Origin of the sequence: Bradyrhizobium sp. LA6.1 (genome assembly GCF_040547805.1) — a bacterium.
Lineage (GTDB): Bacteria > Pseudomonadota > Alphaproteobacteria > Rhizobiales > Xanthobacteraceae > Bradyrhizobium > Bradyrhizobium barranii.
The window spans coordinates 1-26,489 of the sequence record NZ_JBEPQK010000039.1 but is presented as its reverse complement, the minus strand read 5'-3'; the positions used below and the strand labels follow the sequence as shown (position 1 = coordinate 26,489).

The following is a 26,489-nucleotide window of genomic DNA, read 5'->3' as shown; positions in this document are numbered from 1 at the left end:
ACGGCCATCCCGATAGCAGGATCGAAGACCTCATGCCGTGGCGATTCCGCAAAACGTCAAGCCAGCATCAATAGGGTTGCGGCTAAGCGCTTACGCTCGAACCTGGGACCCGCTGATTAAGAGTCAGCCACGGGTTAAGCAACATCAATGACTTACCGGTCGCTCGTTGGGGCTTGTCCGGCAAAAAATAGGCATTCGTCGCACGACCATTGTGCCCGTACGTGGCTGTGTGAATTTATCCACCGCGACTGAGTTCCCTGAGGTCAAAAGCTCAAGCCGGAACAAGCTCAAGCCGTAGCGCTCCGCCTTCGTCTGGCGCCCGGCTGTCCGCGTGCGCAAACCGTCCGCTGGCTTCAGACCCCCGGCTGAGGCCTCGTACCCCTGATCATCCCGGTATCTTCCGCGCCCATCGGCTTGAAATCGACGTACATGTCGGCTCCCGCGATCGCGGCCGCACCGGCCCGGGCGACAGCGAGATCCTGCGAGCCGGACCCAGAGCCTGCTGCCACGGCGCCGAGGATGAAGCCGTCGGCGCGGATCGGGAGACCACCGATCAGATTGGTCCAGTGGTTTTCATGCGCGAGGGTGACCTGGATTTCCACGTCCGCGTGAGCGCCGCCGGTCGGCGAGCCCGACAGCGCCGACGTCCGTGCCTTGTTGATGGACGAGGTCACGCTTAGTCCCTTTGAGCCGTCCATACGCCCGAACGCCAGCAGATTGCCGCCGGTATCGACCACGGCGATGCACATCGGCTGGCCGATGCGGGTCGCCTCGCCGACGGCCGCGTTGAGCACCTTGAGCGCGCCTTCGAGCGTCAGCGTCCGTGCTTCCTTGATGTCGGTCATGCCAGTTCCTCGAACTGTCCAACCGAGAATTCCCGCGCCAGGCTGCGCGCTGCTCCGACCAGCGCCGCATCGCCCCCGCGCCAGCCGATCAGGGACAGCCCGACCGGAATAGAGCCGGATGTCGCGATAGGCAGGTTGACCTGCGGAAGGCCCGTCAGGCCCGCGATACCGGTCAGGTCGACAATCCGGTGCACCGCCGCGCGGATGTCCGACAGGCGCGCGTCGCGGCCGATCGGCAGGATGGGCGAGGTGGGCAGGCACAGCATGCGGTGGCCGTCGAGCAAATCGTCAAGTCGCTTGGAAGCGGATTCGCGGAAAGTTCTGGCGGCCGCGATGTCGCTTGATGGAATGCGGCCTTCGTCGGCAAACGCGCCGGCGACCTCCGACGAGAAGCGCGGGTTCACGCGATCGATCCAATCCCGAAACGTGGCGTGGAATTCGCTTCTCTGCAGGATGCGCTGGTGGTGCGCCCAGTCGAGAAGCTCGCCTTCGGCCAATGCTGACACGGTGGTCGCCGCGGCATCACGCAGCCGATCGACAACCGGCTGTAGAGCGCGCCTGACCGGCTCGTCGGCGAGCGCAAAACAATCAGCCGCAACGATGATCTCCGCTGGCAACGCGTCGGACATCTGTTGTCCGAGCAGCACCGCGCCGACCCGGCCAAACGTCAGCGCATCGCGGGCGAAATAGCCGACGGTGTCGAACGATGGCGCTTGGATCATCATGCCGGCGACGGAGATACGACCATGCGTCGGACGCAGGCCGTAAATCCCGCAGAAGCTCGCGGGGATGCGCACCGAGCCGCCGGAGTCGGTACCCAGTGCAATATCGACCAAGCCGCCGGCAACGGCGGACGCGGAGCCGCTCGACGAGCCGCCCGGCACACAGTCGGGCGCGCGCGGGTTCAGCGGGGTACCGTAAAACTTGTTGATGCCAAGCAGCCCGAGCGAGATCTCGTCGGTGACGGTCTTGCCCGTCAGCGAGGCGCCGGCCCCCAGCAGAGTGTCGACGGCCCAGGCGTCGGCCTTTGCCGCCTCGTGGGTGGCAGCCCAGTCGGGATTGCCGCAGCCGGTCACGCCGCCTGCAACATCGAACAGGTCCTTGACCGCGAAGCTCAGGCCCGAAAGCGAGCCTGCGCTGTACGGCGCCCGTTGAATGATGGGGCCTGGAACGAAAGCGCCGAGCGTGTCTTGCACGATGTTTTTCCAATGAATGGCAAGCGCGCCCGATCGAGCGCGCTTGCCGTCCTCTCATTCCTTGTAGAGCTTGCGGAAATCCGGATGGGTGTGAAACCAGTACTCAAAACCCTTGACGTTCTTCTGCACCGCATAGTCGGCAAAGCGGGTGTAGAGCGGGATGCGGGGCAGGTCGGTCATGACGATGTCGACCATCTTGTTCAGGCTGGTCTTGTAGATCTCGGGATCGCGGGTGAAGCGCGCCTGATCAATCACCTTGTCGAGGTCGGGATTGACGTAGTTGGCGGTGTTGAACACGGAGTTGTTGCCACCGTGGAAGGTCCAGAAGAAGAAATAGTCGGGGTAATCGAGCCAGCCATAGAATTCGGCGATGACCATCGGCATCGTCTTGCTGGCCATCTGAGCAAACCAGTTCGAGCCCGGGACCTTCTCGATCGTGAGTTCGACGCCGATCGTCTTCAGCGCTTCCTGGATCAGGATGGCAGTCGGTTCGCGCACGGTGGATTCGCTGAGATCGATCGACAGCGTGGTCTTGAAGCCGTTGGGGAAGCCGGCCTCAGTCAGCAGCTGCTTGGCCTTCGCGAGATCCTGCCCGTGCTTGATCGGAACGGGCCACGTCGCATCGGGATAGGGTTTGTCGGGGTCACCACCAAACATCGGCTTCGCGCGGTTATAGAGAGCGGAGCTGACGATCTCCTTGTAGGGGATGGCGTAGGAGATCGCTTCGCGCACCTTGGGATTGTCGAACGGTGCGATCTTCACATTCATGTCGACGAACACGAGGTCGTTCTGCACCGGCACGCCGATGATCGTGACCTTCCCCTGCTCGGCCAATTCGGCGTAGTCCTTTGGCGGCAGGCCGACCGACATATCGACGTCGCCCTTCTCCAGCAGCGCGCGACGCGTACCAGCCGAGGCGATCTGCCGATAGACGACGCGCTTGAGTTGGGGCAGCGGGCCGGACTTCCAGGCGTCGAACCGGGTGAAAACAGTCTGCTGGCCGGGCGACCAGGACTCCACTTTGTAGGCGCCGCCACCGCAATCGTTGCGTGACACCCACTCGAAAGCCCACGGGTCCTGCGCTGTCGCGTGCTTCTTGGCCAGCTCGGAATTGACGATGACGGGCACCGGCACGACGAGGTCAGGCATTGTCAGCTTGTTGAACTGATCGAAAGTCGCCTTGAAGGTATGATCGTCGACCACCGTGAACTGTTCGGGCTTGACCAGGGATCCCGCGGCCATTTGCACCGCCGGAAAGCCGCCGGCGGCGATGGCGCGATCGAACGACCATTTGACGTCCTTGGCGGTGACTGGGCTGCCATCGTGGAACGTCGCGTCCTTGCGCAGATGGAAAATGTAGGTCTTGCCGTCCTCGCTGGCTTCCCAGCTCTCGGCCAGCTCCGGCGTCATGACCTTGGCATCGTAGGACACCGTGCCATCGGCCAGCTTTTTCTCGCCGTGGCTGACGAGCCGGTCGTAGGCCTGCCACACCACCATGCGGCTGTGATCGTTGGCGGTCGGCACCATCGTGTCGAGACCGTTGGGGCCCATTTCGGACACGATGACCATCGTGTCCTTGGCAATTTCGGCCGCGCGCGCGGAAGCGCCGGGCCAGACAACGGACGCTGTGAGCAGCGCCGCTGTAGCGAGACTACGATCGAGCTTCATATCGTGCATCCTTTCTGGAGTTCGGTTGAAAAGTCGAGGCAGTGTCAGAGGCCGAGATCGCCCAACAGTTTCGGCCATTTGTGAGCCCACGGACGCGCTTGCTCGAAGGCGCCGGAGGCGGCGAGCACGGTGCGGTCCGCCAGATGGCGACCGATGATCTGCATGCCGACGGGCAGACCAGTCTTGGTGAAGCCCGCGGGAATGGTCGCCGCCGGCTGGCCGGTCAAATTGCAGATGAAGGTGAAGCAGAGCCAATCGCCGGTAGAGACCATCTTCTCTTCGATGATCTCGGGCCCCTGCATGTAAAGCGGGAAGGCAGGCACCGCGAGCGTCGGCGTGATCAGGAGGTCGTAGTTGGCCATGAACCGCCACATGCGGTTGCAGACCATCTGCCGGACCATCTTGGCATCAGTGAATTCTTCCGCCGTCCATTGCCGCTGCAACATTGCGACGAGGTGCGGCGACATTTCCTTTTCACGCCCCTTCATCATGCGGCGCATGCCAGTGAGGTCGGTGTCGCCGGCGACGATGGTCCAGAAATGCGGGAACGGATCTTCCCATCCCGGATTGGCGCGCTCGACCGTGCAGCCGAGATCGGTTTCGAACACGCGCACCGCTTCAGACACGACGCGGCGGACTTCCGGGTCGACCGGTGCATAGCCCCAGTCTTCGCTATAGGCGATGCGAAGGCCCTTGATGCTCTCCTTCACGGCGCCGACATAGTCGAAGTCGGCGGCGGGAATCGAATAGCGGTCGCGCGGATCGGGTCCGGTGATCGCCTTCAGCATCAGCGCCGAGTCGGTCACGGTGCGGCTCATCGGGCCGACGTGCTCGAGCGATTCCCAGCTCGAGACGCCGGGATAGCGTTCATCCCGGCAACCCGGGTAGAGCGGCACCCGGCCCATCGACGCCTTGATCCCGTAGAGCCCGCAAAGCGCGGAGGGAATGCGGATCGATCCGCCGCCATCGGAGCCGATCGCGAACGGCGCGACGCCGGCCGCGACCGAAGCTCCGGAGCCGGCGCTCGATCCGCCGGATGTCATGTCGAGATTCCAGGGATTGCGCGTCGCCGGAAACACCGGGTTGTGGCCGACGCCGCTGTAGCCGAATTCCGGCACGTTGGTCTTGCCGATGATGACCGCGCCGGCGTCCTTCAGCCGCTCGACCACGATGTCGTCCTCGTCAGGCACGAAGTCCCGGTAGAGCGGAGAGCCCATCACCGTCAGGATGTCCTTGGTGGCGACGAGATCCTTGATTCCGATCGGCACGCCCGCCAGCAGGCCGGGATCCTTGCCGGCCGCGATCTTGGCGTCGACCGCGGCGGCAGCAGTTCGCGCCACGTCGGGCGTCGGTGTGCAGAAGGCATGGATGTGCGGCTCGAGCTTCTCCATGCGGCGCAGAACGGCTTCGGTGACCTCGGCGGCGGAAAGCTCCTTGTCCCTGACCTTCGCCGCGACAGTCGCGGCGTCCATGCGGCAGATCTCGTTATCAGTGCTCATCGGTTCCTCCATCGGGTGAAAGAGCGAAGTGGCAGGCGGCGAAATGATCCGGGCCGACCGCGCGAAGCGGCGGCATGGCCTTGGTGCAGGTGTCGGCTCCCTTGGGACAGCGGCCGTAGAAGCGGCAGACGTTGGGGTCCGGATCGATCGGGCTGGTCGGACTGCCGTCGAGCCGGGGCCGTGCTTCACCGCGCCGCGCCGGATCCGGGATCGCGGCGACCAGCGCCTGCGCATAGGGATGACGAGGCGCGGTGAACAGCGTCTCCGCCGGCGCAATCTCGACGATCTTGCCGAGATACATCACGACCACGCGCGAACACAGAAGCCGCACCACGTTGAGATCGTGCGACACGAACAAATAGCTCATCGCCAGTCGCGCGCGCAGGTCGGCGAGCAAGCGCAGGATCACGGCTTGCACCGACACGTCGAGCGCCGAGGTCGGCTCGTCGAGGATCAGCAGCGAAGGTTCGACCGCAACGGCGCGCGCGATGCCCACACGCGTGCGTTGGCCGCCCGACAATTGATGCGGGTAGCGCTGCAGCAGTTCTTCCGGCAGTCCAACCAGTGCGGCGGTGGCGCGAACGCGGCTGTCCAGCTCGGCACCGTTGTTCATGCCGAGCAGCCGTTTCAACGGATCGGCGATCGCCTGGAAAGCGCGGAATGAGGGATTGAGGCTTTCGGTCGCGTCCTGGAACACCACCTGAATGCGTCGCCGGCTCGCCGAGGACGCGAACTTCGCCTGCGTAATCGCGGTGAGATCCTCACCGCCAAGCAGGATCTGGCCCGCCGTGGGATCGATCAGCCGGCCAAGCAGACGAACCATGGTGGATTTGCCGCAGCCGGATTCGCCGACCAGGCCGACGCTTTCACCGGCGCCGATCGTCAGATCCACATCGTCGACCGCGTGGAGCCGGACGCCGCGCGCCGCCCGCTTGATCGGGTATGATTTGGACAGCGACCTGACTTCGAGCAGCGGCGTCATGACAGGGGAAACCGGCAGCGCACGACATGCGCGGGCGACAATTCGGTCCAGGGCAGCTCCGCCTCGTCGCAGATTAGCTGCCGCCGCTCGCAGCGTCCGCTGAAGCGGCACGGCGGCAATGCGCCGCGCAGATCGGGCAGATGGCCGGGAATGGAATTGAGGTCGTCGAGACGCGATTCCGGAACGGGCGTGGCGGCGAGCAACTGGCGTGTATAGGGATGGGCCGGATGTTCCAGCAGCGCTTCAGTGGACGCGATCTCGACGATGTGCCCGGCGTGCATGACGGCGATCCGGTCGCAATATTCGCCGGCGAGCCCGAGATCGTGGGTGATCAGCAGCGTCGACATCCGCGTCGAGCGGCTCATGTCCCTGATCAGGTCCATGATCACCGCCTGTGTCGTCACATCGAGCCCCGTCGTGGGCTCGTCCGCGATCAGGACCGACGGTGTGCAGGCCAGCGCCATCGCGATCATCACGCGCTGGCACATGCCGCCCGAGAGCTCGAACGGATAGGCTTCCGCCCGGCGCTCGGGATCGGGAATGCGGACCCGCGCCAGTGCGGCAATCGCCGCTTTTTTGAGATCGCGGCTCGGCAGCCCGGCATGCTCCTGCAGCACGTCCTCGATCTGCTTGCCGACCTTGCGGATCGGATTGAGCGCGGTGCGGGGGCTCTGGAAGATCATCGCCATCTCGCGCCCGCGCAGTTCGCGCATCGCTTCCGGCCGCGCCGCGAGCAGGTCGATGCCGCCCATCGTGATGTTGCCTTTGGTGATCTGCGCGGCCTCGTCGTTGAGGCCCATGACGGTGTAGGCCGTGACGGACTTCCCGGATCCACTTTCGCCGACCACGCCGACGATCTCGCCGCGGCTGACCGACAAGCTCACGCTGTCCAGCGCACGCACCACGCCGTGACGGGTGCGAAACTCCACTGACAGATTGTCGATCTCGAGCTGCGCCATTACACGCGTTTCCTCGGATCGAGCAGATCGCGCAGTCCGTCGCCCAGCATGTTGAAGGAGAACACCGCGAGCACGAGAGCCGCGCCTGGGAACATGAAGGCCCACCACTCGCCGGAAATGATGTAGCTGGCGCCTTCCGAGACCATGATGCCCCATTCCGGCGTCGGTGGCCGGACGCCGAGCCCGATGAAGGACAGGCCGGCTGCATTGAGGATCGCCCATCCCATGTTGAGCGAAGCCTGCACCATCATCGGCGGCAGGACGTTGGGGACGATATGGTTGAGCAGCACGCGCAGCGAGCCGTTGCCGCCCATGCGCGCCGCCTCGACATAGCCGAGCTCGCGCCGCACGTTCACCTCGGCGCGCGCGAAGCGGCAATAGAACGGCAGATTGATGATCATCGTGGCGATGATGATGTTGGCGACGCTGTTGCCGAGTGCCACCACGATACCCATGGCCAGCACAAACAGCGGGAACGCCATGATGGTGTCCATCGCGCGGCCGATGATGCGATCGGTCCAGCCGCCGAAATAGCCGGCGAGCGAGCCGAGCGCCAGGCCGACCACGAACGACAGCGCCACCGCCGAGACCGCCATGCCGAGGTCGAGGCGCGTCGCGACGATGACACGGCTGAGGATGTCGCGTCCGAGCGCGTCGGTCCCGAACGGATGCAGGGCGCTGGGCCGCGCCAGTTTGGTGGTGGCGGAGGTGACCAGAGGATCGTATGGCGCGATGTAAGGCCCGAAAATCGCGCACAGCGCCAGCACCGCCAGGATGATCACGGCCATCAACGTCAGGCGGTTTTCGCCAAAGGCATAACCGGTGTTGCGGGCGACCGTGACCAGACTCATCGCTCAGCCCTCGAACCGGACGCGGGGATCGACCAGCGTCGCGAAAATGTCGACGGCGAGATTCAGCAGCACGTAAAGCACCGCCATCATCAGGACGAAGCCCTGCACCGCCGCGTAATCGGACGCGATGACGGCCGATACCGCATAGGCACCCACACCCTGCCAGCCGAACACCTGCTCGATCAGGACGTTGGACCCAAGCAGGAAGGAGAACACCATGCCGAGCACGCTGCTGACCGGCAGCAGTACGTTGCGGAATGCGTAGGTCATGAGGATCTTGCGCACCGGCAAGCCGCTGGCGCGCGCGGTACGGATGAAGTCGCTGCTGAGCGCCTCCAGCATGGCCGCCCGCGTGATGCGCGCGATCGGCGCCAGCGCGAACAGGCCAAGTGATATCGCGGGCAGGATCAGCTGGGCCAACGACGCGCGGAGCACCGGCCAATCGCCCGCGATGAGGGCGTCGATGGTGTAGGCGCCGGTGACGTGCGGTGGCGGCGAGAAGGCGATCTCGTTCAGGCGGCCGAGCGGCTGCGGCGCCCAGCCGAGCAGGAAATAGAAAATATAGACGAATAGCAGGCCGACGAAGAATGTCGGGAAGGCGGCGCTCACGGTGACCAGCGCGCGACAGGCGTGATCGACGCTTCCGTTGATGCGGGTCGCGGCCCACACCCCCATCGGGATGGCGATGCTGATCGCGAACAGGAGCGCGAAGGACGACAATTCCAGAGAAGCCGGCAGCCGTTCAATCAGATCGGTCAACACCGGCTGGCCGGTTGTGAGAGAACGGCCGAGGTTGCCCTGCGCGAGGTCAATCACATAGTGCAGGAACTGCACCGGAAGCGGGCGGTCGAGGCCCAGCGTGGCGCGGATGTTCTCGATCGAGGCGGTGTTCGCGGCCGGGCCTGCGAAATACGCCGCCGGGTCACCCGGCAGGGCGTGCGAAATGAAGAAGGTAAGGACGATGACGCCGATCAGGCTCGGGATGGTGCCAAGCAGTCGTTTCCAAACGAAAGCCATGAGCGGTACGCCTGCCGTTATTCGCCGGTGCGACGGCCTAGCCGGAGCGCATCAACGTGTTCGGGCCCCATCGACATCGGATACAGCCAGGGGCAATTGGCATGCATCACAGTCATGTCCGGAGTTAAGCAAGCGTTATGCCAGCTCGTCTTGGGAACCTTTCAGGGCGAGAACCAAGGGATTAGCGCGTTTCATTGCGCAGCAGGGCCGCGCGTGCGCCGAAAAATAAAGTGGTTTTGAAGCACCCTGCTTCAGTTTTCGCCACATGCATGAAATTCATTCATCATGAGCCCGATCGCTCGGCTCAGTGAACCTGCGGGGTGTTGACCCAGACGATCCGCGCTTCGTCCGGCCCGACGTTGCGATAGCTGTTGGTCAGGTACGCCTTGAAGAAGAAGGAATCGCCTGCGGTCATCAAATAGGTGGTGTCGTCGATGGTGAGCTCGATGGTTCCGGACACGAGATAGCCCACGGCCTCGCCCTGATGGGTGATGAGGTCGATCTTCTCGCCTCCCGGGGCCACCACGTGAACGTTGGCTTCGAGCAGATTGCCGGCGGCCACCGGCACCAGCCGCTCATACACGACGCCCGTGCCGCCGCGCAGCGCGTCGACGGGCACTTTGAGCCGATCCTCGGGCTTCTGCACCAGTTTGTATTCATCGATCCGCAGACCAAAGAACGAGGCCATATCGCGGTCAAGCGCGTCGACCATTTTGGCAAGCATCGGCAGCGACGGCATAACCTTCCCGGCCTCAATCTTGGAGATCATGCTCTCGTCGCATCCGACGACCTGCGCCAAGTCGCGCATGCGCAGCCCCTTGGACAAGCGGGCACGCCGGAGGCGCGGGCCAATATTCAAGGTGCCGTTTTCAGAACTCACGCAATTTTTCCAGCGATTTGGATGGAGCAAATGTATGCATTATAATCACATGATTTACCAGCATGCTGGGACAAATCTTAATGTAAGTTGGACGAACCGGACTCTTCGCCGACCTAAGGGCAAGGCTCGCCCCTCGACGCGGCACGCAGGAGTCGTTGGCTTCCATCGTCCGGGGGTCGTTCATCTCGCCAATGTCAACCGCTCTGCTTGGAGCGGCTGCCCACCAAGTCAAGGGCCCGCAAGCCAAGTCAAGCAGGCCGGGGACGAGCGGTAACCTGCTGGGTCAGCTTCTGGGCCCTTCGCTGATCTTCCAACAGCCGCAGCAGCGGCCTGCTGTTGGCGACAGGAGCGGACATCCGCCTGTTCAGCCCCAACTGATAGGGCTTCGCTGTTTTCCTTGTCAGTCGACCAACTGACTCCATTTCGTATGAAACCTTATCAGTGGCCAACCGCCTCCACTCGTCTGCGTCCGCTCGCATGAGACCGCAGCGCAGCGGAAGGACCGGTGACGCACGCTGAACTGCGCGTACCAATTGCATCAGCGCTTCCCGGATCGGGGCCAAACGGATCGCCGACCGGCTGGCCGAACTTCCGGCTGCGACCGTCAGCGACATGGGCAGCATCCATGCCGACACGCACAGCTTCACGGCGCGCGAATTCATCGCCCGCCTGAACCTACTCCCGGCGATCGAAGGACCCGCTGCCGCGTTGCGTGACCTCATTGCCGCTGGGACGCGTGCATGGCTGCCAACTCAAAGGCGGCCGCAGCCTATGCGCGGACGCGGCGCGAACTTGCGCGTATCGTTCTCGAGGGGTCAGGTCTGAGCGCGGTGTCGCGCGATCCCGTTGCCCAGGTTGCCCCCGGCGTGGCGCCTCTCAATCAGATCTGGTGGGCACTTCCGTCATTGCTGCGCAACGACGATACCGCGTTCCTCGGCGGCTGGGATTGGGATCGCGCGCTGACGGCGGCGCTCGAGCGGGCAGCGGAGACCGACAAGGACAAGACCTGGTCAGAGCTGCATCACGTCCGCATGTCGCATCCGTTGTCGGCGGCCTTCCCGCAGGCGGCGTCGCAGCTCGAACCGCCGGGGCTTCCGGTTGGCGGCGACAACGATACCGTTATGGCCAATGGATGCTATTGGGCTTCATCAGGTCTCACCGCGGCCTATGGCGCGGTCGCGCGCTATGTCTTCGACGTGGGCAACTGGGACAACAGCGCCTGGGTTGTGTTCCACGGCGCGTCGGGACACCCAGCGAGCCCGCATTATGCCGATCAGCATGCGCGATGGGCATCTGTCCAAATGGTGCCGATGTTGTACGACTGGAGCAAAATTACTAACGCCAGCGACCAGCTCGTGCTGGAGCCTTCCACTTAGGTCCTTCGAGCCCACCCTACCCGTCGATCAAGAAAAATGGTCAACGATCCCGCTAACGTTTGGCGGTAGATCACTTTGATGCTCTCGAAAGCTTGACGGATACGCCTCAGCTCAAGGGCCGCGAGACGGATCCCGAGCCCCGCCTGCGCCGGCGACGCGCTCGCGGCTCCATAGAGCCCTCGGATCCCCTCCAGCGCTGATGTCAACTTCTCTTGGAGATCCGCCAGATCATGACCGGGGGGCAGCACCATGAATGCTGATCCAAAAGCTCCATAGCCACGAAAGATGCTACGCTCTGGCCGGTATAGACGCGTCCGCTCAATCAGCAGCGGCTCGCTACCAGATCTCCTCAGACAGAATGTCGATTCCAACTCGCGGAAGTAGCGCCCCATACCCTTGGGGTCGTGCATCGTGAAAGCGTCGAAGATCAACGCATAAGCGTCGGTCGCGCAGTCAAGTTCGATGGTCTGTGACAATGCCGCGTCGGGAAACAGAATACGCGGCTCAGGCAGGTATTCGAGGCTGGCGCCGTTCTCCACATGAAGGTTCACGCTCTCCCTGGCGCGAGTGGCCGGCTCCGCACGATACACCGATGTCGCGCCCTGGCTGGTCAGGCATACCGCCGTTCCGGGCCCAAGGACGAGACGCTGTGCGAGACTGTCCTCGCCATGAACCGCCCCGCTCCCCGTCTGGACGATCACGGTGAGGCGATCCGGCCGATCCCGGTCGACGTGGAAGCTGCGCGTGAGAACAAACGGCCAGGCAAACAGACGCCGGTCGATCACGGTGCGCCCGCCGCGGCGGACGAAGCTCAGATCGAGCAACGCACGTTCTCCCGCTGCAACGACCCTCATGTCCTGAAAAGAACCTCGCGCTCGAGCAGATCGACCACGGTATCGATCCCTTCGCCGCGACGGCAATTGGTGAGCAGAACCGGGCGGTTGTCCCGGACCTTCAATGCCTCCTGGTGCATGCGCGCCAGGTCAACGCCGACATGCGGCGCCAGGTCGACCTTGTTGATCACGAGGAGATCGGCGCGGATGACGCCGGGACCGCGCTTGCGCGGAATATCGTCGCCGCCGGCCACGTCGATGACGAACATCCAGAAGTCAGTCAGGTCGCGCGAGAAGGTCGAGGCGAGGTTGTCGCCGCCGCTCTCCAGCAGGATCAGTTCGACGCCCGGAAAGCGTCGCTCCAACTCATCCGCGGCCTCGATGTTGAGCGTCGGATCCTCTCGAATGACAGTGTGAGGGCATGCCCCCGCTTCGACCGCGGAGACGCGGGCCGGGTCGATCAGCCCGGAGCGCCTGATCCGTTCGGCGTCCTCCGCCGTCACGAGGTCGTTGGTGATGACGGCAATGTCGACACCGCGCTTCAGAAGTGCCGGGATCAGGCGCTCCACCAGCGCCGTCTTGCCCGAGCCGACCGGTCCGCCGATCCCGACCCGCGCGGCCGCAATGCGCGCCGTGCCGTTCAGCGAAAGCCTGTTCATCGCAGCATATACCGCCTCGCCAGCGGGACCCTGGTTGCAGGTGGGCACATGAGAAGCTTTCCGTCGGCGCGGACCTCAAAGGTTTGCGGATCGACCTCGACATGCGGCATGGCCGCATTTCGCACCATGTCGGTTTTTCTCAGCTTCCGTACGTTCCTGATCTGCAGGCAATTGCGGGCGAGACCTAGCCTGTGCCCGACGCCGGCATCCGTGGCCAGCTTCGACATGAAGTTGACGCCAAGCTGCTGCGGCGCGGCGCCGAGCGCGCCCCACATGCGTTTCTGAATCATCGGCTCCGACAGGCCGAGGCTACCATTGCCGTCACCCATGGCAGCCCAGACGACGAAGCCGTTCTTGATCACCATGTAGGGCTTGATGCCGAACGAGGCGCGCGGCCAGAGCACGAGGTCGGCCATCTTTCCGACCTCGACCGAGCCGACCACGTGATCAATGCCGACCGCAATGGCTGGGTTGATGGTGAGCTTGGCGACATAGCGCTTGATGCGCTCGTTGTCCGCACGCGCTGTGGTCTCTTCGGGCAGGCGCCCGATGCGGTCCTTCATGACGCTGGCGAGCTGCCAGCATTTCGCGACGTTCTCGGCCAGACGCCCCATGCCTTGCGTGTCGGTGCCGAAGATCGAGATCGCGCCCATGTCGTGGAGAAAATCCTCAGCGGCCATCGATTGCGCCCGCACGCGCGCTTCGCCGAACACGACGTCTTCGGGCGCGTTGTAGTTGAGCTGATGGCAGATCATCGTCATCGGCACGCCCTCCTCCATGCCGTAGGACGTATAGGGATTGGTCGGATTGGTCGACGAGGGGATGACGTTCTCCCACGACACTACCTTGAGCAGGTCGGGCGCATGACCGCCGCCGGCGCCCTCGACGTGGTACATGTGGATGGTGCGGCCATCGATGGCGGCCATCGTGTCTTCGCAGAAGCCGTATTCGTTGATCGAGTCGGTATGGAGGTGGACGGCGAAATCGTTGCGATCCGCCGCAACCAGGCTCTTGTCGATCACATCGGGAGCTGCGCCGAAATCCTCGTGAATCTTGACAGACATGCCGCCAGAGGCCACGGCCTCCTCGACGGCCTCTGGATTGGACCCTCCGCGTCCGAACAGGGCGTAGTTGAGAGGTGAGAATTCGATCGCCTGAAGAAACCGCCCGAAGGTTGCGGCCGCGCCGCTGCCGACATCGAAGACCGGACCCGACCCGTTCCCGACCAGCGTCGTGGTCCCGCCAGCCAGGGCATGGTCGGACTGCTCCGGTGAGATCAGATGGGCGTGCGACTCGATCGCGCCGGCTGTGACGATGAAGGGTCCTCCGGCAATCGGCGCCGTCGAATGACCCACGACCATATCGGGATGGACATCCGGCATCACGTCGGGATTGCCAGCTTTGCCGATGCCCACGATGCGGCCGTCGCGGATGCCGATGTCGGCCTTTATGATTCCGGTAACCGCATCGACGATCGTCGCGTTCTTGATCACGACGTCGAGGGCCTTGTGCGACGAGGTGCGGTGAGCGTTGACGCCCTCTCCGTCGCGCAGATTCTTTCCGGCACCCACCAGCAATTCATGTCCGTACGTGGTGTAGTCGTGCTCGATCTCGGCAAGCAGGCTGGTGTCAGCCAACCGGACCAGATCGCCCTTGGTAGGACCGTAGAGCTCGCCATAGGCGCGACGCGTCAGTGTGACCACGGTCAAGCTCCCTGATAACCGCGATCGGCTGCGAGCTTGAGCGCCCGCTCCAGCGCCGACGGCACGTCGAGCGAACCGTTCACGAGACCGGCCTGCCCACGCACGACCCGGGCTCCCGCAATCGGAACCAAACGCACCGACTTGGTGACACCTGGCTCGAAGCGCACGCCGGCACCGGCCGGCCGGTCGACCTTCATACCCCAGGCGGCAGCGCGATCGAAGCGTAGGGCGCGGTTGACCTCGAAGAAATGGGTGTGGCTGCGGACCTGAACATCGCGGTCGCCCGTGTTCAGGACGTCGATCGTGATAGCCGGCAGATCGGCGAACAGCTCAATATCGTCACCGCCCGCGATGATCTCGCCGGGGACAATGTCCTCGGCGGCGGCATCGTCTGGCGCGATCGGCTCGAACACGGCCATCACCTTGGTGCCTTCGGCAAACATGCATTCAATGTAGAGCATCGGGATCATTTGCGGGACGCCCGGCTCGACGTCGTCCGACGTCAAGAGACGGCCGGCCATGTCGCGGATCTCGGTATAGGGGATGTCGCGGCGTGCCGCCGTCATCACCTCGTCGGTGATGTAGGCGACCGCCTCCGGGTGGCTCAGTCTGATCCCCAACGACCTGTTGCGGCGCGCCATCTGCGCGGCGCTGAAGATCACGAGACGATCCATTTCCGTCGGCGACAGATTCATCATGGCGAGGTCACCTCTCTCAGGTCGTGAACATGCGAACGTGCCGAAGCGGCCCGCGCGAGACCGCGATGTCGATAAAAGGCGTAAAGCTCGCCGGCAAGGCATCGGCGCCCGGCGTGTCCGCCAGCAACTCGCCGAGCAGGCCGCGCGCCGCAGCTTGGCTCTGCTGCGCCTCGATATGACCGATGATGCCGAGGCGCACGGCCGCGCTGACGAGGCCGGTCACCAGCGTCCAGCCCGAGACCAGCTCGGCCGCATCCAGGCTGAAACCCGCATCCCGGCCGACGACGGCTTGGGCGATCGGCAAATGACCAAGCCGCGCATCCGCCGAGACCTGATCGCGATAGGCAATGGACAGCGGCCCTTCGAGCTTGACCCAGACGCCGAGCAGCGCCCTGCCCGCGCGGCGCGACCCGTCCCGCATCTCGGCCGACGGTGTCCCCGCCTCGGTGAGGCGATCGACCTCCGCGATGGCCTTGCAATTCCGCGCCTGAAAGGCTTTGCGCAGCAGAATGCGGTCCATCGTCGCCCAGCGCCGCGTGAGCTGGTCGGCGATGACGCGGTCGAGCTCGTTGCGGTTGGCAAGCATGCCGTCTGCCGCGAGGCCTTCGATCCCCCAGGAGAAGGCGAAGCCGCCAGCCGGATAGGCGCTGTCGCCGAGCTGCAGCAGTGCGAGCGCCTGCAATCTATCGAACAGCATCGCGCTCCACCACTTCGCCGGACTCCAGCAACGGCCTGATGCGCGCGCGATAGGTGTCGAGGGGCCCATCGAGCAGCACGACGAGACTATCGCCGTCGAAACGCACCCTCCAATGCAAATTGCCCGCGTTCCATCCGAGCTTGAGCGCCGCCGCCTGATCGACCGGCGTCAACCGCCAGCTCTCCTGCTCTCCGAAGCGCGCGATGATCGCCCGGTCGGGTGCGAGAAACAGCAGCGCGCCGTCGGTCAGCTCCTCGTCCCGATCGAGGCTCACCGCGCAGTCGGTTCCGCGATCGGTCGTCAGCCGAAAGCGCTTGCGGCCGACATCGGCGGGAGGGACGAACAAGAGCTCGATGCCGTCATGATGCTCGAGGTGATGCAGACGACGGGCAAAGGCCGCATCGTCGGATCTCCCCAAAATGCCATGAAGCCGCATCGTCATGATGCCCTCCCGCTCTTGCCGTTAAAACCGCCTGTCCGCTGTTCGGATCATGCCCTAGCGAAGCGTCGCCGAGACTTCTTGCGACGTGACCAGGATCACCTCACCGTCCAGGATCGGCTTGGCGATCCCGAAGAAGGTCGCGACGACCGCCGAACCGTTATGGCGATCCATCGCGGCCCTGTCGGCAAAGCGCTCATATGTCGTAAAGACGCGAGGATCGTCCTCGCTCTGCGAGATGAAGAACCCGATCGTTTCGGGCTCATTGGCTGCGACATTGGCAGCGACGGTCACGAGTGCATCGCGCATCGTAACCTCATGGCCGGCTTTCGCCCTGATGACGGCGGTGATCGTGATCATCAGAATTTCTTCCAATCGCCGTCGGCCTCAAACGCGCTGGCCGCCTGGTAGATCGTCGCCTCGTTGTAGTCCTTGGCGATCAGCATCAGGCCGACCGGCAGGCCGTCCGAGAGGCCGCAGGGTATGCTCATCGCGGGATGACCGGTGACATCGAACGGACTGGTGGTGGCCGTCATCTCGAAGGCACGCTGGACGATTTCGGAGAGCGGCGCGTCCTTGGCGGGGATCGGCGTGGCGACACAGGGCAAGGTCGGCATCAGCAGCAGATCATAGGAGCCGAACACTGCATCATAGGCCGCCTTGGCAGCGATCGCGATGTTGCGCGATTTGGCATAGTAGCGGCCGCGGTAGTGGCTGACGCCCCACTGCCCGACCAGCATGGTGAGCTTGAGCGTCTCCGACAGATCGTCGGCGCGGTTGCGCCAGCTGGAATGCGCGTCGAGAAGGCCGACGTCATAGAGCCCCTTCCAGTTGAAGCCCATGCCGTTGCCGATCATCATCTGGACCAGGAATCCTTCCAGCGTGATCGGATTCCAGGCGGCGAGCGCGTGCAGGTGCTCTGGGATCGAGACCTCCGACAAGCTGGCACCGAGCTTTGCGAAGCGTTCCGCGCCGGCCTTCACTTTGTTGGCCACGCCCTCTTGCATGTTCGCAACGGCAAATCCCTCCTTGAGGACGCCGATCTTCATGCCTTTCACGCCTTTGCGGAGCATCTCCGTGTAGCTCGTGACCTTCGGCGCATATTGGCGCGGGTCAAGCCCGTCTGCCCCGGCCAGCACCTCCAGCAACAACGCGTTATCGGCGACGTTGGCCGTCATGGGGCCGGTGTGGTCGATGGTCGACTCGATCGGCATCACGCCCGTATATGGCACGAGCCCGTGCGTCGCCTTCATGCCATAGATGCCGCAATAGGATGCCGGGATACGAATCGAGCCACCCTGATCGCCGCCGATCGACATATCGACCTCGCCGGCAGCGACCAGCGCGGCGCTGCCCGACGAGGATCCACCGGCCGAATAGCCCATCTTCAGCGGATTATGGACCGGTGCCGGATGGGAGGTATGGCTGCCACCCGACAAACAGAAATGCTCGCACACGGCCTTCCCAACGATGGTGCCGCCGGCATCGAGAATGCGGGTTACGATCGTCGCATCTGCCGCGGGAATGAAGCCTTCGAGCGTGGTCGAGCCGTTCATCATAGGGACGCCGGCGAGTGCGACATTGTCCTTCAGCACAACCGTGCGACCGGCGAGCTTGCCGCTCGCTGCGCCCTTGACCTCGGTCTTGATTGCCCAGGCGCCGTATTTGTTGTCCTTCGGCATCGGCTTGGAGCCCGGCGTGCGCGGATATTTAACCGGCGGCAGCGGGTTCGGCAGTTCGTCGACGACATCGTAAGCATCGAACATCCCGCCCATCAGCGAGAGATAGCTTCCGGCCTCTTCGACCGTCATGTTCATATGCAGGCTCGCAGCGAGTTCGGCGACATCTTCGGCGGTTGGACGCTTGATAGACATGAGTCATCCTTTCTTGTGAAGACAAGCTGGCAGAGAAGACATAGATCGCATTCGCAATGGCCGGCGCGGCAGCGCCGAAACTGGCTAGGCTGGGTGCATGGTCGCATCCCGCGTCAGAAGGCTTTCACGGTCGAGCTCTCCCGTGATGCGTCCCTTCTGGATGTTGAGGATCCGGTCGGAGAGCGAGGTGATGAATTCGAGGTTCTGCTCGACGACGATCAGCGACATGCTCCATCGCTTCTTCAGCGCGAGCAGCGTCTCGATGATCTCCTCGATGATCGACGGCTGGATGCCCTCGGTGGGCTCGTCCAGCAATATGAGCTTCGGCCTGGTGCAGAGACAGCGCGCAAGCGCGAGCAATTGCTGCTCGCCGCCCGACAGTGCTCCGCCACGCCGATCGAGCAGGCGCACCAAGCGCGGGAAATCCTCCAGCACGGTGTCGATCACCGAGCGGTCCTCCTTCGGCGCCGCCGCAAGGCCCATGCGCAAGTTCTCAAGGACGCTCAGGTCGGGAAATATCTCCCTGCCCTGCGGCACGAGCCCAATTCCCAGGCGCGACCGCTCGTGCGGCTTGAGATGGGTGATTGTCTTGCCTGCGAAGGCGACCGTGCCGCCGGTGGTCGGCAGATGCCCCATCAATGCCCGCAGCGTCGTGGTCTTGCCCATGCCGTTGTGGCCGAGAATGCCGAGATACTCACCGTCCTGCAGCGTCATGTCGATGCCGAACAGGATCGGAATGCGGCCGTAGCCTGAGCGCAGGTCCCTGACCTCGAGGAGCGCGCTCATGCCGCCACCTTCTTACCGAGATAGACATCGCGCACGCGCTGGTCGGCCATGACCTTGTCCACGGTGTCTTCGATCAGCACGCGCCCCTGATGAAACACCGTCACCTTCTTGGCGATCTGCCTGATGAACTCCATATCGTGCTCGACGACGATGATCGCCCGGGTCTGGTTGATCTCGCGAATGATCGCCGCAGTGTGCAAGGTTTCCTCGTCGGTCATTCCGGCAGCTGGCTCATCGAGCAGAATCAATTCCGGTTCGGCCGCCAATACCATGCCGATTTCTACCCACTGGCGCTGACCATGCGACAGCGTCGCAACGACGCGGTCGGCATGATCGGTCAACCGGATCATCTCCAACACGGCGTCGACCGCGGGGCCTTGCGCCTTGGGCGTCGCGTTGCGGCGGACGGCGAGCCAGATGTTCTCGCGCACCGAAAGACCGTTGAAAACGTTAGGCACTTGCGTCTTGATCCCGACGCCCATGCGGGCGATCTCGTGCGACAGCTTGCCGGCGATCGCCTGGCCGCGAAATGCGATCGCGCCCGAGGTCGGCACTAATTGTCCGGTCAGCGTCTTGAAGAAGGTGCTCTTGCCGGCGCCGTTCGGTCCTATCAAGCAGCGCAGCTCCATCTCCTCCAGGGTGAAGGTGATGTCGTCGTTGGCGACCACACCGCCAAACCGCATCGTGAGGTGCTCGGCCTTGAGCAGAGGGACAAGGTCCGCCATGGTCATTCAGCTCCGGCCATGTGGGACGCTGCCGCCGAGGGTGGCACTAACTCGTCAGCAAGCCGCTCCTTCGCTTTGGGCGCTGGTACCAGCCGCAACAGGAGGTCGCGTGCCGTCGGCACCAAGCCCTTCGGCAGCAATAGCACGAATATGATCAGCACCGCCCCAAGAACGAGGTTCGAATTCAGGGTCTGTTGCGAGCCGATGTAGGCGACGATGTATTCGATCAGGACGCAGCCGACGACGGGTCCGAGCAAGGTGCCGAGGCCACCCACCGTGATCCAGATGATGATCTCCGCTGACAGCGACAGGCTGAAGATGGTCGGTCCGACAAATGCGCCCCAGTTGACATAGAGCGCGCCGGCCAGTCCCGCTATCGCGCCGCTCAGAATGAAGGTGAGCAGCTTGACCTTGCGCGGGTCATAGCCGAGCAAGGAGGCACGGGTCTCGTTCTCGCGAACGGCCACGACGATGCGGCCGGCCGGGAGCGACAGCAGCAAGCGCAGCAGCAGGAAAACGCCAAGCAACGCTCCGCCTGTCACCCACCAGGATTGTTCCGGCGACAGAACCTGGTCCGGGTAAAATGGCACGTTGAAGGTCGGCACCGCCGGCATGCCGTTGAAGCCGCCCAGCAACGCCTTGCCGATCCTGTATTCGTCGCCCGAGGTCGAGTTGACGCAATTGAACAGGATCAGCGTGACGGTCAGCGTGATCACGCCAAGATAGACGTCGGAGATGCGACCGAAGAAGATGAAATAACCCAGGATCGCAGCGAACAGCGCTGGAATAATAATTGCGAGCAGGATCGAAGGCGTCGAATCTTGGAAGTTGACCGCTGATATCGCGTAGGCATAGCCGCCGAGGCCGAAGAAGGCCGTCTGGCCGAACGACAGGATGCCGCCAAAGCCCCAGATGAAGGCGAGGCTGAGCGCCAAGACCGCCATCGCCGCGAACAATGTCAGCTGCATCATCGCGAACAGCTCGATCACGTTGGGAATCACCGCGATCGCAACGATCGCGAGAACGACGACGACCGCCTGGGCTACGAGGCTAAAGCGGACGGGCATTACAAATTTCCCTTGAAGAAGCGTCCGGAGATGCCCTGCGGCAGTAGACGGATCAGGACAATCGCTGCCGTGAACACGAGAACCTCGCCATAGACCGGCGTCGTGAAATAGGCGCCGACCTGATTGACGGCGCCGAACAGGCTCGCCGCCGACATCGTGCCCGACAGCATGGCTGCGCCACCGCCAACGACAGTCATGAAGGCCTTGGCGACATAGGCGCCGCCCATGCCGGGCGTGATGCCCGAGACGGGCGCCACCAGGCCGCCGGCCAATCCTGTGACGGCGGCACCGACCGCAAAAGTGCTCATATAGACCCTGGTCGGATTGACACCTAGGGTCGCGGCCATCGCCGGATTTTGCATAGTCGCGCGAGCGATCAGTCCCAACCGGGTGTAACGCATGACGCCGTAGACCAGCCCCATCATGGCGATCGCCATGCCGGCCAGGAACAGCGTGTAATAGCTGGATTGATAGGAACCGATGGAGAAGCCGCCGAGGGGCGTGGGCACACCCTGTTGCGTGTTGCCGTAGATCGTCGTGACAATACCGATGATCAGGAGGCTCAACCCCCAGGTCGCCAGCATGGAATCGACGAGACGCCCATAAAGAAAGCGAATGAGACAGCGCTCGATGATGAGACCTACGAGACCGACGAAGAGCGGTGCGACGACCAGCATCGCGATCCAGATATTGACGCCGGCATTGGCCGATATGACGGTCGCGTAAGCACCGAGCATGATGAACTCGCCATGGGCGAGATTGATGATCTTCATCATGCCGAAGATGATCGCGAGGCCAAGGCACAGCAGGAACAACAACGATATTCCGTTCAGGACGTCGAGCGCGACGATGAGGTAGAGCGCCATGCTTGGATTCTTTCAGGCCCCGAAATGGCGGGCCCCGCCGGTGGGCGGGGCCCGCCACGCCTCAGAGATTGATGATGTACTGTTTGGTGTCGGTCGGATTCTTGACGAGATCGCACACACTCGCCGTATCGGCCGGCTTGACGTCGGAGTAGCTCTCCAACACCGACCATTTGCGATCCTTCACTTCGGCGAGGAACGCGTTGCGGGTGGTGTGATGGGTCGGCTTGTCCAGTGAGACCTTGCCGCTCGGACCGTCGAATGCGATCCCGCTCTCCAGCGCCTCGATCACCTTCATGCGGTCGATGCTGGCGGCCTTCTTCACGCCTTCCGCCCAGAGCATGGCGCCCTCATAAGTACAGGCGGCGAGCTCGCTGACATACGGCGAGTCCGGATGCGCCTTCTTAATCTTCTCGACGAAGCTCTTGGAGGCGGGCGTGGTGAGCTCCTCGAAATAGCCGTACGAGCCGAGGATCGAATCGCTCTCGGCGGCGTCGAGCGTCGTCGGCTCGTTGACGAGACCGAAGGTGGTCGACGCGATCGGAATCTTGCCCTTCATGCCAGCCGAGGTCCATTGCCGGTAGAAAGCGGTGTGGTTCCCGCCGACTAGCGCCGACAGGATGAGATCGGGCTTCGCCGCCTGGATCTTGGAGATGGTCGTGCCGAAATTGGTGACGTCGAGCGGGAAGAAGTCGGTCGACAGCACTTCGCCACCATTGTCCTTGACGTATTTGGTCATCCACTTCGCGGTGATCTGACCGTAATTGTAGTCGGCGGCAATGATGTAGGCCTTCTTGCCCGCCTTCTTCATCGCGCTGGGCACCAGCTTTTCCACGGTCTGCGCGGGCGTCGTGCCGGTGCAGAAGGTGTTGCGATCGCAGACGCCGCCTTCGTAGAGCACGTTGTAGAAGTAGAGCACTTTGAACCGGTCGAAGGTCGGACGCACCGCCTCGCGCGACGCCGAGGTGATGCCGCCGTGGACCACGTCGACCTTGTCTTTCACAGCGAGTTGCTGGGCGAACTGCGAATACATCTGGATGTTCGACTGGGTGTCATAGTGGATCACCTTCAACGGCCGGCCCAGCAGGCCGCCGCCGGCGTTGATCTCGTCCACTGCGAGCTGCAGCGCGTAGACCATCGGGGTCCCCGAGGCTGCGATCGGCCCTGACTGGTCGTGCAGACTGCCGACGACGATCGGGTTTTCCGCGCCGAATGCGCCAGAGCGGAAGACCGCGGGCGTGGCAATCAATGTCGTCGTGGCTAAGGCCGAGTGCCGCAAGAAGCGGCGACGAGAGAAATTCATAGACGTCCCCATACGTTTTTTGATACAGAAAATATTAATAATACAATATTTGAAAAAGCAAGTGTTTTATCGCCGCGTAACGATTGAGAAGTCGTAGCCGTCGACCTGGGCAAGATAGATGGGGTGCCGACCACCGACCACGGATCGCGCTTGATCGCCCCGGGCCGTGCGCTGCTGGAATGTTCGGCCGTAAAGGCGCATCAACTTGCGTGCATCTAGGCTCTCAGCTTCCTCAATCAGGGCCGCGAGCGAATAGATTCCTTCGTAGCAGGATTCACCGAAGGCGTTCACGGGCGGGGGGCTGTCGCCGAACGCCGTATGATAGCGCTCCAAGAATGCACCATTGTTGCGCGAGCGGATTGACGCGTAGTAGCTTGAGGTAGCGTAGAGGTTTTCGGTCTCGTGGACATCGAGTCCGTACGCCACGGTCTCGTCGATCGCCGAAGAAAACCGCAGCACGCGCGAGCTCAATCCCGCCGCGTAGAACGCGCGATTGAATGCAATACAGTCGAACCCCAGGAAATATGGAAGGACGACGTCCGAGCGCGTGGCTTTGATCCGCTCCATGATTTCATCGAAGTCGTGCCGACCAACAGGCAGATAGATCTCACCCGTCACCGTTCCCCCAAAGCGGCCGATCAAGGCGCGCGCGATCCGTAGGGACGAGCGCGGCCATACGTAATCGTTGCCACAGAGGAAATAGCGGCGCGCGTGCCTCGCTGCCGAGAGCCATTGAATCGCGGGCGCTAGTAGCTCTTCGGCTGTCTCGCCGGTCGCCATGACATCCGACGTCGGCGAGTGCCCCTCGAACTGCGGAGTATAAATGAAGGGAACGCGGCCACCGGCAACACGTGCCACGAAATCGCGCGCAAAGCTGGGCAACATCCCGACGATACCGTCGACACCATCAATTTCGATGGCATCGCGCGCAGCCCGGCCCGCGCTCGCGCCAGTTTCTCCGGCGTTCACTACGCATAGCTCGACCGGACGCCGCAGGATACCGGACATGTTGTTGATCTCGTCGACAGCCAGGCGACCGCAGGCCTCAGCCGACGGGGCCCAAAGTCCCGCTGCTCCGCTCTGCGGGACGAGCAGACATATTCGAACGCTACCCAACGGCGGTGTCTCCGCGCTTCCAGACACATACCACTCACGAATCGTGCCAAGGGCAGTCCGGCCCCGTAAGGCCGGTTCTGCCGTGAAAGCACCCCATCTCGGAGGCGGACTGCCCGTTTTTCCGGCGCAGGCGGCGGCATCAGCCCGCCCATTAGGCAATTAGAGCAAAAGCGGCTTTCCACTTGCTCGACTTTACATTCCAAGGCAAATGTTGAAATCTCAAATAATCCGCCGAGGGCTAACAAAGTGGATCTACCTGACCTCATCCGAGGCGTGAACCGACGACTCGAGCAGGTGTTGGAGGCGGAGCTCAAGCCAAAGGGCGTGTCTCTGCACCAGTACCGCGTGCTTGAGGCGCTAACTGAGCGGAATGGGCTGCCGATGGGCGATCTGGCAACGCGACTCTTTGTCGATGGCCCGACGCTCACAAAAACCATCGATAAGATGGTCGAAGCGGCCGAGGTTTATCGCGGACCCGACCCGCATGACCGGCGCAAGGTTCTGATCTTCCTCTCGCGTAGAGGAGCAGAGCATTTCGAGAACGTTGGCCCACTGATAACGTCCATTCAGCAAGAAATTTTGGACGGGCTTGGCAAATCAGAAGCCGCAGCCTTGACTAACCTGCTCTCAGAGCTGCTCTGCGGCACCGCTTCCTGGCGTTCGCTCAAGTCTCGCGGTCGTGAAACTCTAGACCACAAATGATCGGTCGCATGCGTTAACTTGCGCGCTAGACTGGCCCAACCGCGCGTCATCCGCGGCGGTCGGATCATCCCGAGTGGTCTGCGTATGCAGACCCAGATTCCGTAGTCCCGGGCGATCGGCACGGACCGGATCATGGAGCCGGTTGGCGGGACGTGCACAGCCGCCGAGCTAATGGTCCGCGAACCCGGGAAGGGTCGAACATCTTGTGCCGGCCCGCGCCAGGCGATTAAGGCTCCGGGTCCATTGCAATGGTGCACCTTCGTGGGTTCGAACCACGGACCTCACGCTTATCAAGCGCGCGCTCTACCCCTGAGCTAAAAGTGCGAATCGGGTGGTGCGACCGGACCGATTTGAACGGCCGACCTCCGCCATGTCACAGCGGCGCTGCTTCCAACTGAGCTACGGACGCGGGGCCGGTATCGACTCTCTGACGCCTACGTCGCTGGCGTTTTCCCCAGCGGCCGATCTCCGGTTTCTTGGTGCGCGCTGACCGGATCGAACGGCCGGCATCCTGGGTGTAGGCCAGACGCTCTCCCGCTGAGCTAAGCGCGCGACTTCCGCTCTTTTGGTCCTGGCGACGCTTTCTTTGAAGCGACGGGTTTCGGCTTGCCGGCCCGGCAGGATTACCCGACGAGCGGCGGCCAGAATAAATTTACTCGAGGCTTTCCGGTTCGGCCGTCCTGGCGCGATTACCCTGAGCTTGGCGCTGGCCCGACGCAAGAGGCAACACCCTTCCACGCGAACCGGCATTTTACGACCGGATGCAAGAACGGCTGACGCAGGATAAAATCGAGAAAATTATTCTGTAGTCACGCAAACAGCGCCGAGATCTTGGCGACTACGTCCGGCAGCTCTTTCAGGGTCGGGAGGGCCGCCAATGTACCTTGCCAGAGCGTCTTCAGCAGGGACTTCTTCGGCTCCGGTTTGGCGAGCTCCTCATTAAACGATTCGAAGTTCTCGGCGGCCTCCTTGTTTCCGGACTTGTTGATTGCTGCCTCTACGTCCAGAAGCATTTTGGCAACCTCCTCGCTGTGGGCTGCCTTCACCCTGTTGAACGCGTGAGTCACAGTGGAGTGGTTGACAATGGTGTTGCCGGAGCCGAGCACATTGATCGTAGTAACCTGATCTGCGGGTCGGTTCATCTCTGCCTCCTGTCGCCGGGCCTCTTGTTGATCGGTGATGGGGAACTCGTCCAATATCTCGTCGCAGGCCATTCGGAAGATTTTAAGGTGAGCATCGATGTCATTGTTTGGTGTCATGCCAATGTTGGGGAAGCTGGTCTGAAGGTCAGGGACGCAGAAGTCGAACAGACTCTTCCAGTCATGGTGGGACGCTTGTCTTCCCTCTTCCGCCGGTGATCCATAGTTATCAAGATCCGGCCGAGCGTTCCACGCGATAGCGGAGCAGTAGAGTGAGACAGCCGTATAGTCTCGAACCATTGATGGAAACAGCTCCGAGAATGGAAATTTGGTCAAATCAAATATTCCAAGCAGTTCACGCTTAAGACGTATAAATTGGTTTGATAGCCGCCGGCCTTCCTCTTGGAAATCGCTATATTCGCGAGCCGATATAGCAGGCGTGACGTCCTTCGATGCCTCGAAGTGTGTTGTTACGGCATCCCTAAACTGACGGATCATCAACAGCAACGACACGCCGGGGTCGTGTCCCCGGCGGTGGTGTAGCTCGGTAGAGCAAAGCCGCCCGGACGCGCGCCTCAACTAGCGCCGTAGCGGGCGGGCGGCTTTGCGGTG

The 26,489-nt window shown here is 62.8% G+C and carries 25 protein-coding genes, 3 tRNA genes and 1 pseudogene; 2 read left to right on the top strand and 27 right to left on the bottom strand.

All coding sequences use genetic code 11. The annotated features are described in order from the left end of the window. Window positions 1-353 precede the first annotated feature (353 nt). The 9 genes from ABIB99_RS43670 to ABIB99_RS43630 all read right to left on the bottom strand — a co-directional run bounded on the left by ABIB99_RS43670 (window position 354) and on the right by ABIB99_RS43630 (window position 9,897). A complete protein-coding gene (locus ABIB99_RS43670) occupies window positions 354-845 on the bottom strand; it encodes a GlcG/HbpS family heme-binding protein (protein ID WP_354182092.1) in 492 nt (163 codons plus the stop codon). Continuing rightward, complete coding sequence (locus ABIB99_RS43665) at window positions 842-2,041, bottom strand: amidase (RefSeq protein WP_354182090.1); 1,200 nt, start codon at window positions 2,039-2,041, stop codon at window positions 842-844. Before ABIB99_RS43665 ends, ABIB99_RS43670 begins: the two co-directional genes overlap by 4 nt. Before the next feature lie 54 nt (window positions 2,042-2,095). Further along, window positions 2,096-3,709: an ABC transporter substrate-binding protein gene (locus ABIB99_RS43660; protein ID WP_354182088.1), complete on the bottom strand. Its 1,614-nt coding sequence runs from the start codon at window positions 3,707-3,709 to the stop codon at window positions 2,096-2,098. Between the two features lie 44 nt (window positions 3,710-3,753). Next, window positions 3,754-5,208: an amidase gene (locus ABIB99_RS43655; RefSeq protein WP_354182086.1), complete on the bottom strand. Its 1,455-nt coding sequence runs from the start codon at window positions 5,206-5,208 to the stop codon at window positions 3,754-3,756. Further along, on the bottom strand, window positions 5,198-6,190 hold the full coding sequence (locus tag ABIB99_RS43650; RefSeq protein ID WP_354182084.1) for an ABC transporter ATP-binding protein: 993 nt from the start codon (window positions 6,188-6,190) through the stop codon (window positions 5,198-5,200). The genes ABIB99_RS43655 and ABIB99_RS43650 overlap by 11 nt, the downstream gene beginning before the upstream one ends. Further along, entirely contained in the window at window positions 6,187-7,149 is a 963-nt protein-coding gene (locus tag ABIB99_RS43645) for an ABC transporter ATP-binding protein (RefSeq protein WP_354182082.1), read from the bottom strand. The genes ABIB99_RS43650 and ABIB99_RS43645 overlap by 4 nt, the downstream gene beginning before the upstream one ends. Further along, a complete protein-coding gene (locus ABIB99_RS43640) occupies window positions 7,149-8,000 on the bottom strand; it encodes an ABC transporter permease (RefSeq protein ID WP_354182080.1) in 852 nt (283 codons plus the stop codon). The genes ABIB99_RS43645 and ABIB99_RS43640 overlap by 1 nt, the downstream gene beginning before the upstream one ends. 3 nt (window positions 8,001-8,003) lie before the next feature. Beyond that, entirely contained in the window at window positions 8,004-9,017 is a 1,014-nt protein-coding gene (locus ABIB99_RS43635) for an ABC transporter permease (protein WP_354182078.1), read from the bottom strand. 304 nt (window positions 9,018-9,321) lie between these two features. Next, window positions 9,322-9,897: a cupin domain-containing protein gene (locus ABIB99_RS43630; RefSeq protein WP_283806386.1), complete on the bottom strand. Its 576-nt coding sequence runs from the start codon at window positions 9,895-9,897 to the stop codon at window positions 9,322-9,324. 737 nt (window positions 9,898-10,634) lie between these two features. On the opposite strand from ABIB99_RS43630, the pseudogene ABIB99_RS43625 reads away from it, so the two are divergent. Next, a pseudogene (locus ABIB99_RS43625) lies at window positions 10,635-11,273 on the top strand (penicillin acylase family protein); the annotation flags it as partial. On the opposite strand, the gene ABIB99_RS43620 reads toward ABIB99_RS43625, so the two are convergent. The 14 genes from ABIB99_RS43620 to ABIB99_RS43555 form a co-directional block, all read right to left on the bottom strand. Further along, window positions 11,270-12,097: an urease accessory protein UreD gene (locus tag ABIB99_RS43620; RefSeq protein ID WP_354182075.1), complete on the bottom strand. Its 828-nt coding sequence runs from the start codon at window positions 12,095-12,097 to the stop codon at window positions 11,270-11,272. The pseudogene ABIB99_RS43625 and the gene ABIB99_RS43620 overlap by 4 nt on opposite strands. Before the next feature lie 26 nt (window positions 12,098-12,123). Beyond that, window positions 12,124-12,765, bottom strand: a complete 642-nt coding sequence (gene ureG, locus ABIB99_RS43615; protein WP_354182073.1) for an urease accessory protein UreG — start codon at window positions 12,763-12,765, stop codon at window positions 12,124-12,126. Continuing rightward, entirely contained in the window at window positions 12,762-14,468 is a 1,707-nt protein-coding gene (gene ureC / locus ABIB99_RS43610; protein WP_354182071.1) for an urease subunit alpha, read from the bottom strand. Before ureC ends, ureG begins: the two co-directional genes overlap by 4 nt. Window positions 14,469-14,470: 2 nt before the next feature. After that, window positions 14,471-15,166 carry an urease subunit beta gene (gene ureB, locus ABIB99_RS43605; RefSeq protein WP_354182069.1) on the bottom strand — a complete coding sequence of 232 codons (696 nt, stop codon included), beginning with the start codon at window positions 15,164-15,166 and terminating at the stop codon, window positions 14,471-14,473. A 16-nt stretch (window positions 15,167-15,182) separates the two neighbouring features. Beyond that, a complete protein-coding gene (locus tag ABIB99_RS43600) occupies window positions 15,183-15,863 on the bottom strand; it encodes an urease accessory protein UreF (RefSeq protein ID WP_354182067.1) in 681 nt (226 codons plus the stop codon). Next, entirely contained in the window at window positions 15,850-16,305 is a 456-nt protein-coding gene (ureE, locus tag ABIB99_RS43595; RefSeq protein WP_502917569.1) for an urease accessory protein UreE, read from the bottom strand. The genes ABIB99_RS43600 and ureE overlap by 14 nt, the downstream gene beginning before the upstream one ends. 54 nt (window positions 16,306-16,359) lie before the next feature. Continuing rightward, on the bottom strand, window positions 16,360-16,662 hold the full coding sequence (locus tag ABIB99_RS43590; RefSeq protein ID WP_354182065.1) for a putative quinol monooxygenase: 303 nt from the start codon (window positions 16,660-16,662) through the stop codon (window positions 16,360-16,362). Next, window positions 16,662-18,176, bottom strand: a complete 1,515-nt coding sequence (locus ABIB99_RS43585; protein WP_354182063.1) for an amidase — start codon at window positions 18,174-18,176, stop codon at window positions 16,662-16,664. Before ABIB99_RS43585 ends, ABIB99_RS43590 begins: the two co-directional genes overlap by 1 nt. An 84-nt stretch (window positions 18,177-18,260) precedes the next feature. Then, window positions 18,261-18,962: an ABC transporter ATP-binding protein gene (locus ABIB99_RS43580; RefSeq protein WP_354182061.1), complete on the bottom strand. Its 702-nt coding sequence runs from the start codon at window positions 18,960-18,962 to the stop codon at window positions 18,261-18,263. After that, the gene (locus ABIB99_RS43575) at window positions 18,959-19,687 is read right to left on the bottom strand and encodes an ATP-binding cassette domain-containing protein (RefSeq protein WP_354182059.1); all 729 of its coding nucleotides are present in this window, start codon (window positions 19,685-19,687) and stop codon (window positions 18,959-18,961) included. Before ABIB99_RS43575 ends, ABIB99_RS43580 begins: the two co-directional genes overlap by 4 nt. A 2-nt stretch (window positions 19,688-19,689) precedes the next feature. Next, window positions 19,690-20,754 (bottom strand): branched-chain amino acid ABC transporter permease, encoded by a 1,065-nt coding sequence (locus ABIB99_RS43570; RefSeq protein WP_354182057.1) that lies wholly within the window; start codon window positions 20,752-20,754, stop codon window positions 19,690-19,692. After that, complete coding sequence (locus tag ABIB99_RS43565) at window positions 20,754-21,620, bottom strand: branched-chain amino acid ABC transporter permease (RefSeq protein WP_354182055.1); 867 nt, start codon at window positions 21,618-21,620, stop codon at window positions 20,754-20,756. The genes ABIB99_RS43570 and ABIB99_RS43565 overlap by 1 nt, the downstream gene beginning before the upstream one ends. 61 nt (window positions 21,621-21,681) lie before the next feature. Continuing rightward, window positions 21,682-22,920: an urea ABC transporter substrate-binding protein gene (locus ABIB99_RS43560; RefSeq protein ID WP_354182054.1), complete on the bottom strand. Its 1,239-nt coding sequence runs from the start codon at window positions 22,918-22,920 to the stop codon at window positions 21,682-21,684. 66 nt (window positions 22,921-22,986) lie between these two features. After that, on the bottom strand, window positions 22,987-24,036 hold the full coding sequence (locus ABIB99_RS43555) for a substrate-binding domain-containing protein (RefSeq protein WP_354182053.1): 1,050 nt from the start codon (window positions 24,034-24,036) through the stop codon (window positions 22,987-22,989). Window positions 24,037-24,282: 246 nt separating this feature from the next. Between ABIB99_RS43555 and ABIB99_RS43550 the strand changes: the two genes are divergently transcribed. After that, window positions 24,283-24,738: a MarR family winged helix-turn-helix transcriptional regulator gene (locus ABIB99_RS43550; RefSeq protein WP_354182052.1), complete on the top strand. Its 456-nt coding sequence runs from the start codon at window positions 24,283-24,285 to the stop codon at window positions 24,736-24,738. 249 nt (window positions 24,739-24,987) lie between these two features. Here ABIB99_RS43550 and ABIB99_RS43545 read toward each other — a convergent pair. From ABIB99_RS43545 to ABIB99_RS43530, 4 genes are all read right to left on the bottom strand, one after another. Next, window positions 24,988-25,062: transfer RNA gene (locus ABIB99_RS43545), tRNA-Ile, on the bottom strand. An 8-nt stretch (window positions 25,063-25,070) separates the two neighbouring features. After that, a tRNA-Val gene (locus tag ABIB99_RS43540) sits at window positions 25,071-25,147 on the bottom strand. A 68-nt stretch (window positions 25,148-25,215) separates the two neighbouring features. Then, window positions 25,216-25,290 (bottom strand) — tRNA-Val (locus ABIB99_RS43535). 257 nt (window positions 25,291-25,547) lie between these two features. Next, a complete protein-coding gene (locus ABIB99_RS43530; RefSeq protein ID WP_354182050.1) occupies window positions 25,548-26,390 on the bottom strand; it encodes a hypothetical protein in 843 nt (280 codons plus the stop codon). Between the last annotated feature and the right edge of the window lie 99 nt (window positions 26,391-26,489).

What these genes read in the sequence shown, in the direction of transcription:
- ABIB99_RS43670 (WP_354182092.1), bottom strand. Translation starts at nt 845, where the DNA reads ATGACCGACATCAAGGAAGCACGGACGCTGACGCTCGAAGGCGCGCTC.
- ABIB99_RS43660 (WP_354182088.1), bottom strand. Translation starts at nt 3,709, where the DNA reads ATGAAGCTCGATCGTAGTCTCGCTACAGCGGCGCTGCTCACAGCGTCC.
- ABIB99_RS43655 (WP_354182086.1), bottom strand. Translation starts at nt 5,208, where the DNA reads ATGAGCACTGATAACGAGATCTGCCGCATGGACGCCGCGACTGTCGCG.
- ABIB99_RS43650 (WP_354182084.1), bottom strand. Translation starts at nt 6,190, where the DNA reads ATGACGCCGCTGCTCGAAGTCAGGTCGCTGTCCAAATCATACCCGATC.
- ABIB99_RS43645 (WP_354182082.1), bottom strand. Translation starts at nt 7,149, where the DNA reads ATGGCGCAGCTCGAGATCGACAATCTGTCAGTGGAGTTTCGCACCCGT.
- ABIB99_RS43640 (WP_354182080.1), bottom strand. Translation starts at nt 8,000, where the DNA reads ATGAGTCTGGTCACGGTCGCCCGCAACACCGGTTATGCCTTTGGCGAA.
- ABIB99_RS43635 (WP_354182078.1), bottom strand. Translation starts at nt 9,017, where the DNA reads ATGGCTTTCGTTTGGAAACGACTGCTTGGCACCATCCCGAGCCTGATC.
- ureG (WP_354182073.1), bottom strand. Translation starts at nt 12,765, where the DNA reads ATGAACAGGCTTTCGCTGAACGGCACGGCGCGCATTGCGGCCGCGCGG.
- ureB (WP_354182069.1), bottom strand. Translation starts at nt 15,166, where the DNA reads ATGATGAATCTGTCGCCGACGGAAATGGATCGTCTCGTGATCTTCAGC.
- ABIB99_RS43600 (WP_354182067.1), bottom strand. Translation starts at nt 15,863, where the DNA reads ATGCTGTTCGATAGATTGCAGGCGCTCGCACTGCTGCAGCTCGGCGAC.
- ureE (WP_502917569.1), bottom strand. Translation starts at nt 16,305, where the DNA reads ATGACGATGCGGCTTCATGGCATTTTGGGGAGATCCGACGATGCGGCC.
- ABIB99_RS43590 (WP_354182065.1), bottom strand. Translation starts at nt 16,662, where the DNA reads ATGATCACGATCACCGCCGTCATCAGGGCGAAAGCCGGCCATGAGGTT.
- ABIB99_RS43585 (WP_354182063.1), bottom strand. Translation starts at nt 18,176, where the DNA reads ATGTCTATCAAGCGTCCAACCGCCGAAGATGTCGCCGAACTCGCTGCG.
- ABIB99_RS43580 (WP_354182061.1), bottom strand. Translation starts at nt 18,962, where the DNA reads ATGAGCGCGCTCCTCGAGGTCAGGGACCTGCGCTCAGGCTACGGCCGC.
- ABIB99_RS43575 (WP_354182059.1), bottom strand. Translation starts at nt 19,687, where the DNA reads ATGGCGGACCTTGTCCCTCTGCTCAAGGCCGAGCACCTCACGATGCGG.
- ABIB99_RS43570 (WP_354182057.1), bottom strand. Translation starts at nt 20,754, where the DNA reads ATGCCCGTCCGCTTTAGCCTCGTAGCCCAGGCGGTCGTCGTCGTTCTC.
- ABIB99_RS43565 (WP_354182055.1), bottom strand. Translation starts at nt 21,620, where the DNA reads ATGGCGCTCTACCTCATCGTCGCGCTCGACGTCCTGAACGGAATATCG.
- ABIB99_RS43560 (WP_354182054.1), bottom strand. Translation starts at nt 22,920, where the DNA reads ATGAATTTCTCTCGTCGCCGCTTCTTGCGGCACTCGGCCTTAGCCACG.